13 protein-coding genes are annotated in these 16,449 nt (G+C 67.8%); 8 read left to right on the forward strand and 5 right to left on the reverse strand.

Annotation, left to right across the window (positions count from 1 at the left end; all coding sequences use genetic code 11):
- Positions 1-34 precede the first annotated feature (34 nt).
- Both ACQ5DX_RS03125 and ACQ5DX_RS03130 read left to right on the forward strand, forming a co-directional pair.
- Positions 35-466, forward strand: a complete 432-nt coding sequence (locus ACQ5DX_RS03125) for a type II toxin-antitoxin system Rv0910 family toxin (RefSeq protein WP_430331230.1) — start codon at positions 35-37, stop codon at positions 464-466.
- Between the two features lie 69 nt (positions 467-535).
- Positions 536-2,161, forward strand: a complete 1,626-nt coding sequence (locus ACQ5DX_RS03130; protein WP_430331231.1) for a substrate-binding domain-containing protein — start codon at positions 536-538, stop codon at positions 2,159-2,161.
- 59 nt (positions 2,162-2,220) lie between these two features.
- Here ACQ5DX_RS03130 and ACQ5DX_RS03135 read toward each other — a convergent pair whose 3' ends face one another.
- The 4 genes from ACQ5DX_RS03135 to ACQ5DX_RS03150 form a co-directional block, all read right to left on the reverse strand.
- On the reverse strand, positions 2,221-2,868 hold the full coding sequence (locus ACQ5DX_RS03135) for a CoA transferase subunit B (RefSeq protein ID WP_430331232.1): 648 nt from the start codon (positions 2,866-2,868) through the stop codon (positions 2,221-2,223).
- A complete protein-coding gene (locus ACQ5DX_RS03140; protein ID WP_430331233.1) occupies positions 2,865-3,629 on the reverse strand; it encodes a CoA transferase subunit A in 765 nt (254 codons plus the stop codon). The genes ACQ5DX_RS03135 and ACQ5DX_RS03140 overlap by 4 nt, the downstream gene beginning before the upstream one ends.
- 39 nt (positions 3,630-3,668) lie before the next feature.
- On the reverse strand, positions 3,669-5,033 hold the full coding sequence (locus tag ACQ5DX_RS03145) for an MFS transporter (RefSeq protein WP_430331234.1): 1,365 nt from the start codon (positions 5,031-5,033) through the stop codon (positions 3,669-3,671).
- Between the two features lie 158 nt (positions 5,034-5,191).
- Positions 5,192-6,271 carry an AraC family transcriptional regulator gene (locus ACQ5DX_RS03150; RefSeq protein ID WP_430331235.1) on the reverse strand — a complete coding sequence of 360 codons (1,080 nt, stop codon included), beginning with the start codon at positions 6,269-6,271 and terminating at the stop codon, positions 5,192-5,194.
- Between the two features lie 358 nt (positions 6,272-6,629).
- Between ACQ5DX_RS03150 and ACQ5DX_RS03155 the strand changes: the two genes are divergently transcribed.
- From ACQ5DX_RS03155 to ACQ5DX_RS03175, 5 genes are all read left to right on the forward strand, one after another.
- Complete coding sequence (locus ACQ5DX_RS03155; RefSeq protein WP_430331236.1) at positions 6,630-7,607, forward strand: quinone oxidoreductase family protein; 978 nt, start codon at positions 6,630-6,632, stop codon at positions 7,605-7,607.
- 95 nt (positions 7,608-7,702) lie between these two features.
- A complete protein-coding gene (locus ACQ5DX_RS03160) occupies positions 7,703-8,596 on the forward strand; it encodes a TauD/TfdA dioxygenase family protein (RefSeq protein WP_430331237.1) in 894 nt (297 codons plus the stop codon).
- Between the two features lie 52 nt (positions 8,597-8,648).
- Positions 8,649-9,704, forward strand: a complete 1,056-nt coding sequence (locus tag ACQ5DX_RS03165; protein WP_430331238.1) for a 3-keto-5-aminohexanoate cleavage protein — start codon at positions 8,649-8,651, stop codon at positions 9,702-9,704.
- Positions 9,705-9,799: 95 nt separating this feature from the next.
- Entirely contained in the window at positions 9,800-10,393 is a 594-nt protein-coding gene (locus ACQ5DX_RS03170) for an RBBP9/YdeN family alpha/beta hydrolase (RefSeq protein WP_430331239.1), read from the forward strand.
- A gap of 37 nt (positions 10,394-10,430) precedes the next feature.
- The gene (locus tag ACQ5DX_RS03175) at positions 10,431-11,975 is read left to right on the forward strand and encodes a long-chain-fatty-acid--CoA ligase (RefSeq protein WP_430331240.1); all 1,545 of its coding nucleotides are present in this window, start codon (positions 10,431-10,433) and stop codon (positions 11,973-11,975) included.
- A gap of 7 nt (positions 11,976-11,982) precedes the next feature.
- On the opposite strand, the gene ACQ5DX_RS03180 is transcribed toward ACQ5DX_RS03175, so the two are convergent.
- Complete coding sequence (locus tag ACQ5DX_RS03180; RefSeq protein WP_430331241.1) at positions 11,983-14,721, reverse strand: cation-translocating P-type ATPase; 2,739 nt, start codon at positions 14,719-14,721, stop codon at positions 11,983-11,985.
- 250 nt (positions 14,722-14,971) lie between these two features.
- On the opposite strand from ACQ5DX_RS03180, the gene ACQ5DX_RS03185 reads away from it, so the two are divergent.
- Positions 14,972-16,432: a glycoside hydrolase family 5 protein gene (locus ACQ5DX_RS03185; RefSeq protein ID WP_430331242.1), complete on the forward strand. Its 1,461-nt coding sequence runs from the start codon at positions 14,972-14,974 to the stop codon at positions 16,430-16,432.
- The last annotated feature ends 17 nt before the right edge of the window (positions 16,433-16,449 follow it).

The following is a 16,449-nucleotide window of genomic DNA, read 5'->3' on the forward strand; positions in this document are numbered from 1 at the left end:
GTACGTCACGTTTGTCATTGGTTACGATCCGTCAATGGCCAAGCTGAAAGTGTCCGTCGACGTGCCGATGAGCCCCGACGACGCGTGGAACCGCGCGTCCGATCTGACGGGCTTCGACCAGTGGCTCAGCATCCACGAAGCGTGGCGTGGTGAGTTGCCCGCCGAGCTGAGCGCGGGCACCACGGTCAGCTCGGTGGTCACCGTCAAGGGTCTGCGCAACCGGGTGACCTGGACTCTGAAGCAGTACAACCCGCCGCGCAGTCTGGTGCTGAAGGGCGACGGCAAGGGCGGCGTCAAGCTCGGACTGGTCCTCAGCGTCGATCCCGCGGCCGACGGCGCGAGGGTCACCCTCGACATCGACCTCGGCGGCGCACCCCTTTTCGGCCCGATCGGGTCGGGCGTCGCCAGGGCGCTGCGCGGCGACATCGAAAGCTCCCTTCAGAAGTTCGTCACCTTATACGCCTGATTCGGGCGGAACCCGTCCGACCATCACCCCGCACCAGCGCTCCCTGCGCCTTCCCTGGAGGTCCACGCCATGGCCGGTCGCCACAGCGCACCGCGCGCGAAAACCGTCTCTCCTGTCGTCAAATACGGGGCGATCGGCCTAGCTGCCGTGGTGGTCGTGGGTGTGGGCGGGTACTTCGTCGTCGACAGCCTCACCGGTGGCGGCTGCGATGCGACCACCGAGTACACCGTGGCGGTCGACCCGTCGATCGCCCCGGTGCTCACCGAGGTCACCAGTGCGATGTCGACCGACGACCTGGGCTGCCGGAGTTTCACGATCCAGGCGGCGTCGGGCGTCGATCCATTGGGGGCACCGGGGGAGCAGGGCGGCCCGGATCTGTGGATCCCGGACGCGTCGCAGTGGATCGCCAAGGCCAGCAGCGGATCGGGCACCCTGTTCGATGTGGCCGCGCCGTCGGCCGCCTCCACGCCGATCGTGATCGCGGCGCGCGAGGGCGACATGCCGTACTTTGCGACATGGCTCAGCGCGCTGCAGTTGCACGGACTGCGGATCGGCGATCCGCTCACCAGCAGTGTCTCGGCCGCGCCGATCGTCGGCGCACTCGCCGAGGCAGACGCGGGCACCGTGCCCACCGACGCGGTCCCGGGCGCGCTCGTTCCGCTCGCCCAGGCGCAGGCCGCCAATCTGCACCAGGCCGACGTGCTCGCCCGACTCGACGCGGTGACCGCGGAAGGCGGCATCGCGATCGCGACCGAGGCTCAGGTGGCGGCGCGCAACCAGAGTGACCAGGCGAAGCTGGCGGTCACTGTCCCGAACACCGGTGCGGTGTTCCTCGACTACCCGGTGGTGGTGACCGCGGCGGGCTCCGAGCACGCTCCGGCGAAGGACGCCGGCGTCGCATTGGCAGAAGCGATGGGGACCGATGCCGGGCGTGCCGCGCTGTCGCGCAGTGGGTTCCGCGGTCCGGATCGTGGTTCCCTCGATGCCGGCCGCGGGGTCGGGGACGTCACGACCCTCACCCCGGCCGATCCCGCCGCGACGGCGCAGGTGCTCAAACGCTATGCCGTGCTGGCGCTGCCGTCCCGTGCGCTGGTGGTGGAGGACGTCTCGGGGTCGATGGCGGAGAAGGCCGGATCGGAATACCGGATTGCGTTGACGGTCCAGGCCAGCGAGACCGGCGCGAAGCTGTTCCCGGACAACGCGCAGCTCGGGTTGTGGGCGTTCTCGATCGGGCTGGGCGGCAACGGCAAGGACTACAAGGAACTCACGCCGATCCGGCCCATGGGTCAGGTGGTCGACGGTGTCAGTCACCGGCAACGACTGACGGAAGCGGTGCGCACCCTGCCGACCCTCGTCAAGGGCGGAACCGGACTGTACGACACCACGCTCGCCGCGTTCCGTAAGGTCAAGGAGGGCTACGACCCGGCTGCCATCAACAGCGTCATCCTGCTGACCGACGGTGCCAACGAGGATCCGTCGAGCATCTCGCTCGACGAACTGCTCGCGACGCTGAAGAAGGAGCAGGACCCCGCGCGCCCGGTCATCATCGTCACGATCGGCGTCACCGATGACGCCGATGCTGCTGTTCTGCAGAAGATCTCGGCCGCCACCGGCGGTACCAGCCACGTCGCCCGCACGCCCGCCGAGATCCCCGGAGTGTTCGTCGACGCGATGCGCAGCCGCGCCGCGAGCTGATCGGTCCGACGCAAACGGGGTGGGTGGCCGACCGGCCGCCCACCCCGTTTCGTGTCTCGTCAGAGCAGGGGCGCGCCGGTTGCGGCCCGCACCTGCTCCTCGGTCACTCCCGGAGCGCATTCCCGAAGCGCGAGACCGGCATCCGTCACGTCGATCACCGCGAGGTCGGTGATGATGCGGTGGACCACGCCGCGCCCGGTCAGCGGGAGCGTGCACTGCTCGACGACCTTGGAGGCACCGGACTTGTCTGTGTGTTCCATGAGCACGATGACGCGCCGCGCACCGTGAACCAGGTCCATCGCGCCGCCCATGCCCTTGACCATCTTGCCGGGCACCATCCAGTTCGCCAGGTCGCCGGTGGCGGAGACCTGCATGCCGCCGAGCACCGCGGTGTCGATGTGGCCGCCGCGGATCATGCCGAAGCTGGTGGCGGAGTCGAAGAACGATGCCCCGGCGTTGACCGTCACGGTCTCCTTGCCGGCATTGATCAGATCCGGGTCCACTTCGGCTTCGGTCGGGTACGGGCCCGTGCCGAGGATGCCGTTCTCGCTGTGCAGCGTGACCTCGACGCCTTCGGGCAGATGGTTCGGAATCATTGTGGGCAGCCCGATTCCGAGGTTGACGTACTCACCGGACCGGAGTTCCTGCGCTGCCCGTGCCGCCATCTGCTCGCGCGTCCAGCCGACGGTCTCGACCACCGCGGTCATCGTGTGCCCTCCTTCGCGGCCGAAACGGTCCGCTTCTCGATCTTCTTGTCCTGCTGTCCGATGTGCACGATCCGGTCGACGAAGATGCCCGGCAGATGGACCTGCTCCGGGTCGAGCTCGCCGGCCTCGACGATCACCTCGACCTGGGCCACGCACACCCGGCCGGCCATCGCGGCGAGCGGGTTGAAGTTCATTGCGGCCTTGTTGAACACGAGGTTGCCTTCGGTGTCGGCGACCATGGCGTGCACCAACGAGAAGTCGGCCCTGATCGCCTCCTCCAGGACGAAGTCGCGTCCACCGAACTCCCGGACTTCCTTCGGCGGGGACGCGAGCGCAACCGAACCGTCGGCGGCGTAGCGCCACGGCAGCCCGCCCTCGGAGATGGGGGTGCCGACTCCGGACGGGGTGAAGAATGCCGGGATGCCGGCCCCACCCGCGCGCATCTTCTCCGCGAGCGTGCCCTGCGGAGTCAACTCCACCTCGAGTTCACCCGACAGGTACTGACGTGCGAACTCCTTGTTCTCCCCGACATACGACGCCGTCACCCGGCGAATGCGCCTGTCCTCGAGCAGGATTCCCAGGCCGTGGCCGTCGGTGCCGCAGTTGTTCGAGAAGACCTCGAAGTCCGTTGCCGTGCCGGCAGCGAGGGCGGCGATCAGAACGTCCGGAATACCGCACAGTCCGAACCCGCCGACGGCCAGGGACGCCCCGGAGGGGATGTCGGCGACAGCGTCGGCCGCCGATGCGTAGATCTTGCTCATGAGTACCTTTCCGTCTCCGACTGTCTCGGTGGCGCTGGGTCAGGCGGACGCGGTGCTCTGCGATGCGAGCTTGCGCAGTCCGGCCGGGTAGACGCGCCTGCCGACGAGCAGTGCGACGATGGCAGCGATGTAGAAGAGCGGCGCGAGCTGGAGGGACTCGAGCAGTCCCAGTCGATCGGCGAGGATGCCGATGACGAAGGGGCCCAACGCCAATCCGAGAACATTGTTGGCGACGGTGAGTGTACCCAGTGCCGACGAGCGGACCGACTCGTGGGTGAGGCCGGCGACCATGGCTGCCGTCGGGCCCGAGCAGCCGCCGGAGAAGAAAGCGCCGATTCCGATCAGGATCAGCTGGGGCGCACCGGTGCCCATCCGGAATCCGATGCTGAGCGCCACGAGCGAGATCGCGCAGAACACGACGCCGGTCATCCACTTGCGCGCCGGATCGTTGCGGCTCACACGGTCGGTGACAATGCCGCACACGACCATTCCGGTGCCGACCATCAGGACGATGAGCGCGGCGGCCCCGGCCGCCTTGTCGGTGGCCATGTCGTAGTACCGGTTGAAGAAGCTGGGCGTCCACGACAGCAGGACGGCCGCGGTGAACATCTGGAATCCGCCGGCGAGGTAGGCGCACCACACGGCGGGATTGGTGAACAGGGTCGACACGCGGACGCGGATCACCGGGGCGGATGCGGTAGGGCCGTCGGACGGGGCGACGGGTTCGTCGTGCACGGCGTACTTTGCGAGCCGGGACTCGGTGACCACGGCGCGGAACAGTGCGGCGAGAATAAGTCCGAGCACAGCCATCGCAGTGAACGACCACCGCCAGCCGAGATTCACGGCGATGACGCCGCCGAGTGAGACACCGACCACGGAGCCGAAGGAACCGCCGGCCATGAAGGCGCCGCTCAACGACGAGTGCAGACGCGGCGCGAACACGCTCAGGACCACCGCGATGCCGACGCTGCCGTATGCGGCCTCACCGACTCCCACGAAGAACCGGGCGGCCAACATCTGCTCGTAGTTGGACGCGATCGCGCAGCCCAGTGTCGCGATGCTCCACACGACAGCCATGATGACCAGGCTTCGGACTCGGCCCCAGCGGTCGGCGAGCAGCGACAGCGGGAACGTCAGCAGTCCGACCATCAGGGCGACCACGCTGGTGAGTGAGGCGAGCCTGGAATCGGACAGCGCCCAGTCGGCCTTCAGCATCGGGAAGACGGCGCTGAGAACCTGCCGGGACATGTAGTCCGACAGCAGCAGCGCGAAGGCCAGAGCGGCCACGACCCACGGGTAGATCCGGGATCGAGGACGACGGGCAGCCGAGACGACGTCCTGCTCTGTGGGGATGGGTGCGGGGGCTGCGACCAGCTGTTCGGTCGGTGTGGGGGACAGTCCCATGGTGGCTCCTGGAGGCGGATGGGCTGGTGGGGAGAGCACGGCGATCGAGGGGGCGTCGACCGATGTCGCGACGGGAGGTCTGCCTGCGGGCTCCGAAGGCGGTGAGCTCGCAAGAAAACGTGGCGCACATCACGTTATATGGACGCCGTTCACGATAGTTACCTCTCCGGGACGTCATTCTGTGCATCTTGGGACACCTCTGTCCCGTAGGCACCGCCGGTTGCCGTGAGAACGCCCGCCGCTGCCTGCTTGCGCCACTCTCGCGGACTGGCCCCGAACTGCTGGTTGAACCAGCGGGAGAAGCTGCTCGGTGTGGAGAAGGCCAGCATCTCGGAGATCTCCGTGAACGAGTAGCGGCTCCCGCTGACCATCCGGTTGGCGAGTTCGGCCCGCGTGGTGTCGAGGACGGAGGTGAACGTCTGGCCGGATTTCGCCAGGTGGCGGTGGACCGTGCGGCGGTCGACGCCGAGGCTGCGGGCCACCTGGTCGATGGAACACCGACCGGTCGGCAGCAGGAGTTCGACGAGTTCGCGGACGCGCCCCTCGAGGGTGGGCTCCTCGGGTGTCGAGATCGTGTCGAGGAACTGCTTCGCGTACGACCGCAGCCCTGGATCCGACAGACGGTTCGGTTCGTTGAGGTCGTTCGTGTAGGTGACGATCCCGCTGAAGTCGTTGTCGAAGGTGAGGGGAGCGTCGAACATTCGGCGATGGCTGGAGTCGTCGGCGGGTCGTCCGTGCTCGAAGCAGACGGACACGGGGTGCCACCGATCGCCGAGCAGGTTGCGGAGAAGCTGGTAGACCACCGTCACGGCGAGCTCGATCGACTGACGAACCGGCATCGGTTCGCCGGGTTCGAAGCTGACTCGGATCGCGGACAATCCGTCCCGTTCGGTCATGCGGATGTGCAGGGCCTCGTTGTACATGTGCTGGTACCGGATCAGCATCTGGAAAGCGCTGCGGGCGTTGGGTTCCTCGCGGATGCTCACGCTGAGCGGGCCGAGCGTGGACAGTCGTCGGTGTTCGGCGAGCTTGAGTGCGAAGTCGGGTCGACCGGACACGGCCGCCGACAGTTCGAGCAGGCGCGCCACGGAGGCGGCGGGGACCCATCGGTCCTGGAGGTCCAGGCTCGCGGGATCGAGCCCGACGGCCCTCAGTAGCTGTACCGGATCGATGTCCAACATGCGGCTGACCTCGATGAATCCGGTCAGTGCCGCGTATCGCGCGAGGGGCTTGGCCACTCGTAATCACCCTCTCTGGGCTGGTCCCGCTGTCCCGTCAGGGTAAGTGTGTGCTCGGGCACATCGAACCACAGGTGTGGGGCATGGCATAACCCCCCAGGTGGGAACCCCTGTCCCGAAATGGAAAGAAATATGTCCCGTCAAGGTATGTGTGATGCGCCACAGCTCGATAGTGTCGTGTCAGCTGAGTCACACGGGAAGGTTCCCCGAGATTCATGTGCCGTTCTTCCCCGTTGCGAGTGCGCAACGCTGGCCTCGGTGAGGTTCGGTTTCGAAAGAGGTTGTTACGCAGAGTCCTTCGGGGTTCGCGGATATGGGTCGTCCTGCCCGGGGTCGATCCATGATGAAGGAGAGATCTATGGCAAAGGCGATTCGCTTCTACGAGACCGGCGGCCCGGAGGTCATGAAGTGGGAGTCCGTGGAGGTCGGTGAGCCCGGCCCGGGTGAGGTGCGAATCCGGCACGAGGCCGTGGGACTGAACTTCGCAGACACCTACTACCGAACCGGTCTGTATCCGGCCCCGTTGCCTGCGGGTATGGGCGTCGAGGCGGCCGGCGTCATCGAGGCGGTGGGTGCCGGAGTCGAGGGCTTCGCGGAGGGTGATCGGGTCACCTACACGGGCAGCCCCCTCGGCGCGTACAGCACCGAGCGTGTCATGCCTGCTGAGCACCTCATCGCCCTTCCGGACGGCATCGCGTTCGAGACCGCCGCGGCGATGACGATGCGTGGGCTCACCACGTCCTACCTGCTGCGCCGCATCTACCCGTCGTTGAAGGCGGGCGATACCGTGCTGCTGCACGCCGCCGCCGGCGGTGTCGGCCTGATCTTCTGTCAGTGGGCAAAGCTGCTGGGCGTCAACGTCATCGGAACCGTGTCGAGCGACGAGAAGGCCGAGGTCGCCCGCGCTCACGGATGCGCCGAGGTGATCGTGTACAAGCGCGAGAACGTGGCCGAGCGCGTGCGCGAGCTCACCGACGGCGCCGGTGTCCCGGTGGTCTACGACAGCATCGGCGCATCGACCTTCCAGTCGTCGATCGACTCGTTGGCGCGCCGTGGCCTGCTCGTGGCGTTCGGGACGGCGTCCGGCCCGATCCCGCCGATCAACGCGATGGAGCTCGCGGTCAAGGGATCGCTCTTCGTGACCCGCCCCGCGCTTGCCGACTACATCGCCGATCCGGCCGAGAAGGCCGAGCTCGCCGGTGAGCTGTTCGGGCACGTGGCCGCCGGCCGCATCAAGATCGAGATCAACCAGCACTACGCGCTCGAAGAGGCCGTGAAGGCACACAGCGACCTGGAGTCGGGCATCAGCATCGGTTCCTCGGTGTTCTCGTTCTGACCTGAATCATCCATTTGCGCAACGCCGTTCGAGATGTCGACACAGCATGTGACGGCGCTACGACGCACCACTTCCAGCTTGTACAGGAGAGTGTCATGACAACTGTCGAATTTGCACCCGGCCGGGCGACCGTCACGCCCATGGATGCCCGTCCCCTGACGTGCAGCATCGGTGCCGAACTCCACGGTGTCGACCTCGCCGACGTGTCCCGCGACGACGACCTCTTCACCGAACTGAAGTCGCTGCTGCTGAAGCACAAGGTGCTCTTCTTCCGCGACCAGGACATGAGCCGGGCCGAGCACGTCGCGCTGGCGGAGCGTTTCGGCTTGCTCGAGGACCATCCGGTGGTCGGCAGCGACCCCGAGCACCCGGGTCTCGTCCGGATCTACAAGGATCTCGACAGCCCGCGTGAGGCGTTCGAGAACGCCTACCACTGCGACGCGACGTGGCGCGTGAACCCCCCGATGGGGTGCGTGCTCCGGTGCGTCGAGGGTCCCGCCGTCGGCGGCGACACGATCTGGGTGAACATGGCGCTGGCGTACGAGCGGCTGCCCGAGCGGGTCAAGGAGCAGATCGAGGGGCTGCGCGCGCGGCACAGCATCGAGGCCTCGTTCGGGGCGCGGCTGCCGATCGAGAAGCGCCTCGAACTCAAGGAACGGTTCCCGGACGCGGAGCATCCGGTGGTGCGTACCCACCCCGAGACGGGCGAGAAGATCCTGTTCGTCAACAGCTTCACCACGCACCTCACGAACTACCACACCGAGGCGAACGTCCGGTGCGGGATCGACTACGCGCCGGGCGCCGGTGAGCTGCTGCGGTACCTGCAGACCCAGGCGACGATCCCGGAATACCAGGTGCGTTGGCGTTGGACCAAGAACAGCGTCGCGATCTGGGACAACCGGTCGACCCAGCACTACGCGGTCCAGGACTACTGGCCCGCGGTTCGAAAGATGGAGCGCGCCGGCATCATCGGCGACCGCCCCTTCTGAGTTTCCGCTCTCTTCCACATTTCTCACCTCTATTCAGAAACGGAGCTACACAATGCATTTCCACGACGATGCACTCTTCCCCGAGAACCAGGACAAGCTGGTCATCACCGTCGCGCCGTACGGCCCGGAGTGGGCGGTGGAGGACTTCCCCGAGGATCTGCCGCTGACGATGGACGAGCACGTCCAGCAGGCGGTGGACTGCTTCGAGGCGGGCGCGACCGTGCTGCACATCCACGTGCGCGAGGAGGACGGCAAGGGCTCCAAGCGCCTGTCGAAGTTCAACGAGCTCCTCGGCCGCCTGCGTGAGGCGGTGCCGGAGATGATCCTGCAGGTCGGTGGCTCGATCTCGTTCGCGCCGGAGGGTGATGGGGCGGACGCGAAGTGGCTGCCGGACAACGTCCGGCACATGCTCGCGGAGCTGGATCCGAAGCCGGACCAGGTGACGATCGCGATCAACACCAGCCAGATGAACATCATGGAGTTGATGACGCCGGGCGACATCAAGGGCACCTCGCTGGAGAACGCCGAGCTCGCCCACACCTACCGCGAGATGACCGTCCCGGCCGGCCCGGAGTGGGTCGAGGAGCACCTGCGCCGTCTGCAGGCCGCCGGGATCCAGCCGCACTTCCAGCTGTCGAGCATTCCGCAGCTCGAGACGGTGGAGCGGCTGATCCGTCGCGGCGTGTACACCGGTCCGTTGAACCTGACGTGGGTGGCGATCGGTGGCGGCTTCGACGGCCCGAACCCGTACAACATGATGCAGTTCATCAACCGGGTCCCGGACGGCGCCTGCCTGACCCTCGAGACTCTCATGCGGTCGGTGCTGCCGGTCAACACGATGGCGATCGCGATGGGCCTGCACCCGCGCTGCGGCAACGAGGACAACCTGTGGGCGCCGAGCGGCGAGGTCAAGATCACCTCCGCCGAGCAGGTGCGTCAGCTCGTGCGTGTCGCCAAGGAACTCGGCCGTGAGGTCGCCACGGCGAAGGAAGCCCGCGACATCTACAAGATCGGCACCACCTACAAGGACGCCGACGAGACCCTCGCCAAGCTCGGCTACGCGCCGAACCGCCGCCCCGGCCAGGTCGGTTTCACCCAGCACGCCTGACCCATCCGCGTCAGCACCGTCACGGCGGGGCGGGGACATCGACACCCCTGGTGTTCCCGCCCCGCCCATCTCTCTACCTTTGTGAAGGAAATGCCATGAGCAGCAGCGCATCCCCGACCGTCGTGATCGTTCCCGGCCTGCGGGACCACGTCGAGGACCACTGGCAGACGCTGTTGGCGGCGGGCCTGGACAAGGTCCGGATCGTCCCGCCGCTCGAGCACGACAAGCTCAGCCTCGACGCCCGCGTGGCCGCGCTCGACGCCGTCCTGGCCGACATCGACGGGCCCGTCGTGCTGGTCGCGCACAGCGCCGGCGTGATGATCACCGTGCACTGGGCTGCGCGGCACGACCGTCCGGTGGCGGGCGCGATCCTGGCCACCCCGTCGGACCTCTCCACCCCGCTGCCGGCCGGTTACCCGACGCTGGCGGACCTCGACGCGAACGGCTGGAACCCGATCCCGCGCACCGCGCTGCCGTTCCCGAGCATCGTCGCGGCCAGCACCAACGACCCGCTCGCCGAGTTCGCGGCCGTCGTCGATCTCGCGCACGCGTGGGGCAGCCGGCTGGTCGACCTGGGCGAGGTTGGTCACCTCAACCCCGCGTCGGGATACGGCGAATGGCCCCGCGCCACCGAACTTCTCGACGAACTGTTCGCCACGATCGGCGTTCCGACCGCGCCGAGCCACTGACACCTCCACGACTGCTGCCCCGAGAGAGAACGCCCCGATGCTCAATCTGTCCATGTTCCTGGAAGACTCGGCCCGCAAGTACCCGAGCCGCGACGCGCTGGTGCTGGGGGACGAGCGGTTCACCTATGCCGAGACCGACGGCTTCGCGAACCGGATCGCCAATCTCCTCGTCGCGTCCGGCATCGAGCCCGGTGACCGGGTAGCGCTCTCGTGCCCCAACCTGCCGTGGTTCCCGATCGTCTACTACGGGATCCTCAAGGCCGGCGCGGTGGTCGTTCCGCTGAACGTCCTGCTGAAGGGGCGGGAGATCGCCTACCACCTGCAGGATTGCGGAGCGAAGGCGTACCTCTGCTTCGAGGGCGGACCGGATCTGCCGATCGGGGAGTACGGGCGCGAGGGCTTCCGCGAGGTGCCGTCGTGTCACTCGATGTTCGTGATCGGTGCGGAGGAGGCGCGCGATGCGGACGGGATCACGGGGCTCTCGACGGTGCTGTCCGACCAGCCGGCGGCCTTCGAGACCGTGGTGCGCGAGGCAACCGACACCGCCGTCATCCTCTACACGAGTGGAACCACCGGTCAGCCGAAGGGCGCCGAGCTGAGCCAGTCGAACATGGTGATGAACGCGCTCGCCGCCAATCGACTGTTCGACAGCACCCCGAGCCGACCGGACACCCATCTGCTGACGCTGCCGCTGTTCCACTCGTTCGGGCAGACGATCAACATGAACGCCGGGTTCTCGATGGGCGCGACGCTGGTGCTGCTCCCGCGTTTCGAGGCCGGTGCCGCGCTGGAAATCATGGAGCGCGAATCGATCACGATGTTCGCGGGCGTGCCGACGATGTACTGGGGTCTGCTCGGCGCGGTGGACGACTCCGTCGACGTCGGCCGGATCGCGGCCAACCTCCGCAAAGCCATCTCCGGGGGAGCGGCACTGCCGGTGGAGATCCTCGAACGCTTCGCCAGGCGGTTCGGGGTCCAAATCCTGGAGGGCTACGGGCTGTCGGAGACGTCGCCGGTCGCCCTGTTCAGCGATCCGGAACAGGACCCGCGCGCCGGTTCGATCGGTGTGCCGCTGTGGGGTGTCGAGGTCCGTCTCGTCGACCGCGACTGGAACAGCGTCGAAGGCGCGGATGCCGTCGGCGAGATCGCGATCCGCGGCCACAACGTGATGAAGGGCTACTACGGCCGTCCCGATGCGACCGCAGAGGTGATGCAGAACGGATGGTTCCGCACCGGCGACCTCGCACGCCGGGACGCCGACGGCTTCTACTACATCGTCGACCGGGCGAAGGACATGATCGTGCGCGGCGGATTCAATGTCTATCCGCGCGAGATCGAGGAGGTCCTCATGACGCACGAGGCGGTTTCGCTGGCCGCGGTGATCGGCGTTCCGCACGAGAGCCACGGCGAGGAGGTGCGGGCGTACATCATCCCCGAGCCGGGCGCCGAGATCTCCGGCGACGAGTTGGTCGCGTGGGCCAAGGAGCAGATGGCGGGCTACAAGTACCCGCGCGAGGTCCGGATCGTCGAGAAGCTGCCGATGACCGCGACCGGGAAGATCCTCAAGCGCGAACTCGCCTGAGACGCAACTACGTCCGGGCGTGCATCGGTACGACGACGTCGGCGGTGGGGCTGGGAATCGGGGACTCGGCCCGCCGCCGGCGTCGTAGCGCCTTCTCGGCTTCGACGACGACCGGGACGATCAGCGACCACCCGATGCACGCCAGCCACTGACCGCCGGTCAGCGACGTGGTCATGAGTAGTTCCTGGAGGAACCCGATCTCGACCGCGAACACCGTGATGACGACGGCGATCGACAGGATCCGCACCGCGCCGACGATCGGCGGTGCCAGACCGGAATCCGGATCGCGCCGCATCACCAGACCGCCGAGGATCGAACCGAACGACAGCACCACGAACGTCATCGTCATGGGCACGTTCGGTTCGGTGGGGCTCATGTCGCCGGGGGCCGTGAGCATCGCCGCCAGGGCGACCACGAACTGGAGCACACCGTAGGCCAGCCATTGGCCGATCGACCGGGGATTGGCGATCGGCCGGCGCGGGTCACGCGGGGGCTTCTCCATGAGGTTCGGCGGCGCCGGGTCGGCCATGATGACGGCGACCGGGAACAGCGTGATGAAGAAGTGCTGGAACAGCACCATCAACGGTGTGAGCGCCACCCCCTCGTTGATGTTGAACACGCTCGCCGCGAGGAACAGCAGCACCAGTGAGAACAGCTTGGCCATCTGGTACCGGATGTACGAGACGATCTTGTCGTAGATGCTGCGGCCCAACCGGATTGCGGTGATCAGCGTGCCGAAGTTGTCGTCGGTGAGGATCATCCGGCCGGCCTGCTTGGTGACCTCGCTGCCGGATCCCATGGCGACACCGATGTCGGCCTTCTTCAGCGCCGCGGCGTCGTTGACGGCGTCACCGGTCATCGCCACGACCGCACCGCTGCGCTGCATGACGTCGGCCAGGCGGAGCTTGTCCTGCGGGGTGACGCGGCCGAACACGTGGAGGTTCGGCAGCGCTGCGGTCAGTTCGGCGTCGGTCATCGCCTGGAGTTCGGCGCTGCCGATCGCGCCCGGCCCGAGTCCGAGTTCGGCGCCGATCGCCGACGCCGTGATCGCGTGGTCGCCGGTGATCATCCGGACGTCGATGCCTGCATGCAGGGCGGTGCGCACGGCGCCGACCGCCTCGGGCCGGAGCGGGTCGATGATGCCGACCATCCCGACGAACGTGAGGTCCTCGACGAACGACATCGGGTCGCGCCCCACCGCCTCCTCCCGGCCGTCGAGCCGGCGCGCGGCGAAGGCCAGTACCCGGAGCCCCTTCTCGGACATGGTGCGGTACGCCGACACCAGATCGTCGCGGACCTCCTCGATCGGCACCGCGGTGCCATCCGGGCGGAAGACGGTCGCGGATCGATCGAGGACGACGTCGGGCGCGCCCTTGACCACCTCCAGGAACGAGGTGGTTCCGTCGATCGGGAGATGGTGGAACGTCGCCATGAACTTGTACGCGGAGTCGAACGGCACCTCGGCGACGCGGGGGTAGGTCCGTCGGGTGAGCGGTGCGTCGACGCCGATCTTCGCCGCCAGCACCACGAGCGCCGCCTCGGTGGGGTCGCCGACGATCTCCCCGTTGTCGGCGACGACGGCGTCGCTGTCGAGGCAGAGTCCGTACGCGAGCAGGGTGAAGTCCGGAACCGGTTCGCCCGCAACGTGCGTGATCGCACCGGACTTGTCGTAGCCCACGCCGTCGACGGTGTACCACCGGCCTCGGAAGTACAGCGACCGGACCGTCATCTGATTCATCGTCAGGGTGCCGGTCTTGTCGGAGTTGATCGCACTGGTGGCGCCGAGCGTCTCGACGTCGGTGAGGTTCTTGACGACGGCCTTGGCGTCGGCCAGTTGCCGCGCGCCGTAGGCCAGCATCGCCTGGACGAACGTCGGGAGGCCGGTCGGGATCGCGGACACCCCCATCGAGATGCCCAGCAGCAGCAGCGTCGTGAGGTCCTGTCCACGGATCACGCCGATGACGACGATGATCGCCACCGCCGTCCACGCGATCACACCGAGCACCTTGGTGAGCGAGTCCAGTTCACGTTGGAGCGGAGATCTGGTGGGCGCGACGGCCGACAGCATCGACGCGATCTGCCCCACCTGGGTCTGCATGCCCGTCTCGGTGACCACGACGGTGGCGGTGCCCCGGGTGACCGAGGTGTTCTGGAAGACCATGTTGCGGCGGTCGCCGAGCGGAACGTCGGCGGTGTCCAAGGTTCGGGCGTCCTTCGCGACGGGGGTGCTCTCGCCGGTGAGCGCCGCCTCCTGGACCTCCAGGGTCGTGGAGCCAACCAACCGGCCGTCCGCCGGGACGATGTCGCCGGCCTCGAGCGCGACCACGTCGCCCGGCACGAGTTCGGTCGCGTCGAGTCCGATGACCGCCCCGTCCCGGGTCACCCGGGCCTGCGGGGTCTGCATCTTCGCCAGGGCGTCGACGCTGGCCCGCGCCTTGACCTCCTGCCGCGTGCCCAGCACGACATTGAGGACGACGAGGACCCCGACCACGATTGCTGTCGGTACCTCGGAGATGAACAGGCTGACGACGACGACGGCCACCAGCATGAGGTTCATCGGATCCCGTAGCTGGCGCAGGGCGATGGCCCAGCGGGAGGGGCCGGGCGGGGACGCGATCACGTTGGGGCCGTAGCGGGCCTGGCGTTCCGTCGCCTCGTGGCCGGTCAGTCCGGCCTTCGGGTCGGTCGCGAGTTCGGACGCCACGACCTCGATGTCGTGGGCGTGCCAGGCGTCGGCAGACGTCATCGCGTGCCGATCGAGCGAGTCAGAGTTCCGTTCACGGGGACCTCCTGCACCGGTGCGCGCGTGCGAACAATGGCACCAAGTGGGGGTGGGCCGGGTCAAGCCCTTGCCTGGGTGAACTGTGGATCGCCGCAGGATCGGACAGTGCGCCGAAGGTTCGGATTTCCGGCGAATTCGATCGAATCGCCCTCCACGGCGGTGGATTCGGTCTAGGCTCGCGCCGAAGTTGGACGCTTGTACAGGAAGGCTCACGTTGCGCGCGCTGCTCTTGACTGCCCTGACCGTACTGACCCTGCAAGCCGCCGTCCCGGCGGCGGAAGCGGCCCCGGCCGAGGACGGCTGGACGCTACCGCAGCTGACCGTCGTCGACCGCACGATCAAGGACGTGGACGGGCGGACCGTGCTGCTGCGCGGCGCCAATATCAACCAGCTCAACGACTACGCGCCCAACGGAACCGGGCTGCCGACGGTCGCGCCGCTGGATCACACGGACTTCGAACGCATGGCGGCGCTCGGCTTCAACGTCGTGCGGTTGAACGTCGCCTGGTCGGCGCTGGAGCCGACCCCGGGTGCCTTCGACGCCGCGTATGTCGACCGGATCCGCCAGGCCGTGCAGGAGGCGAAGGACAACGGCATCTACACCGTCCTCGACATGCACCAGGACGCGTGGGGGCCCTACGTCGGGACCCCGGAAGGGCAGGACTGCCCGCCGCTCCTGCAGCGCGGGATCGGGTGGGACGGGGCTCCCGAGTGGGCGACGCTCACCGGCGGGTGGACCACGTGCAACATCGGCGGCCAGCGGGAGGCGTCGCCTGCGGTCGCCCGGGCCTTCCAGGCGTTCTACGACGACGAGCAGGGCGTGCAGGGCCATCTGGTGCAGACGTGGGCGCGGCTGGCTGCCGAGTTCAAGGACGAGCCCGCGGTGGTGGGCTACGACCTGCTCAACGAACCGAACCCGGGACTGCGGGACCCTTTCACCGCGGCCGACCAGATCGGGCGTTTCTACCAGCGCGCGATCGCGGCCATCCGGCAGGCCGAGGCAGGTGGCTTCCAGCATTTGGTGTTCTTCGAGCCCAGCGCGCTCTGGTCGGCACTCGGATTCGATGCGCTGCCGCCGCGTCAGTACGTAAGCGATCCGCTCGTCGTGTTCTCGCCGCACCTCTACAGCCAGTCCATCAACATCAGCAATGAATTCCCCTCGATCGAAGACGGGTTCCGGATCGCCGAGCAGGCCGCGGGCTGGTACGGCGCGCCGCTGTGGACCGGCGAGTGGGGCTGGTTCGGCGAGCCGGACGAGCAGGCCGGCGACGTCGGCCGGTTCGTCGACGCGATGAACACGCACCGCATCGGCGGGACGTGGTGGTCGTGGACCCAGGCGTGCGGCGACCCGCACGCGGTGAAGGACGGCAACACCCACAAGCCGCAGGGCAACCTCAATCGCATCGACTGCCCGTCGGGCAAAGCAGAGGGTCTCGTCGAGGGATTCGCGGAGCAACTCTCCCGCGCCTACCCGCGCGCGGTGCCCGGTCTCGCCGAGGTGACGTCACAGGGCTTCAGCGGCACGGGCAGCGGCCGTGTCGAGGCGTGGTACCCGGGCGCCGAGCAGCCGCGACTGGAGACCGCGAACCTCGCCGACGTGGAGCTCGACCGCGTTGACGGTGGCTGGCGTCTGACAGCTCACGCCGACGGGGCCTACTCGGTGGCGCTCGCCTGAGCGCGACTCGGACTCGC

This window comes from Rhodococcus sp. ACT016 (assembly GCF_050477185.1).
GTDB lineage: Bacteria > Actinomycetota > Actinomycetes > Mycobacteriales > Mycobacteriaceae > Prescottella.

Bases quoted from the DNA above. Each gene is read 5' to 3' on its own strand.
- ACQ5DX_RS03125 (WP_430331230.1), top strand. From the start codon at position 35: ATGGCCAAGCTGAAAGTGTCCGTCGACGTGCCGATGAGCCCCGACGAC.
- ACQ5DX_RS03130 (WP_430331231.1), top strand. From the start codon at position 536: ATGGCCGGTCGCCACAGCGCACCGCGCGCGAAAACCGTCTCTCCTGTC.
- ACQ5DX_RS03135 (WP_430331232.1), bottom strand. From the start codon at position 2,868: ATGACCGCGGTGGTCGAGACCGTCGGCTGGACGCGCGAGCAGATGGCG.
- ACQ5DX_RS03140 (WP_430331233.1), bottom strand. From the start codon at position 3,629: ATGAGCAAGATCTACGCATCGGCGGCCGACGCTGTCGCCGACATCCCC.
- ACQ5DX_RS03145 (WP_430331234.1), bottom strand. From the start codon at position 5,033: ATGGGACTGTCCCCCACACCGACCGAACAGCTGGTCGCAGCCCCCGCA.
- ACQ5DX_RS03155 (WP_430331236.1), top strand. From the start codon at position 6,630: ATGGCAAAGGCGATTCGCTTCTACGAGACCGGCGGCCCGGAGGTCATG.
- ACQ5DX_RS03160 (WP_430331237.1), top strand. From the start codon at position 7,703: ATGACAACTGTCGAATTTGCACCCGGCCGGGCGACCGTCACGCCCATG.
- ACQ5DX_RS03165 (WP_430331238.1), top strand. From the start codon at position 8,649: ATGCATTTCCACGACGATGCACTCTTCCCCGAGAACCAGGACAAGCTG.
- ACQ5DX_RS03170 (WP_430331239.1), top strand. From the start codon at position 9,800: ATGAGCAGCAGCGCATCCCCGACCGTCGTGATCGTTCCCGGCCTGCGG.
- ACQ5DX_RS03175 (WP_430331240.1), top strand. From the start codon at position 10,431: ATGCTCAATCTGTCCATGTTCCTGGAAGACTCGGCCCGCAAGTACCCG.
- ACQ5DX_RS03180 (WP_430331241.1), bottom strand. From the start codon at position 14,721: ATGACGTCTGCCGACGCCTGGCACGCCCACGACATCGAGGTCGTGGCG.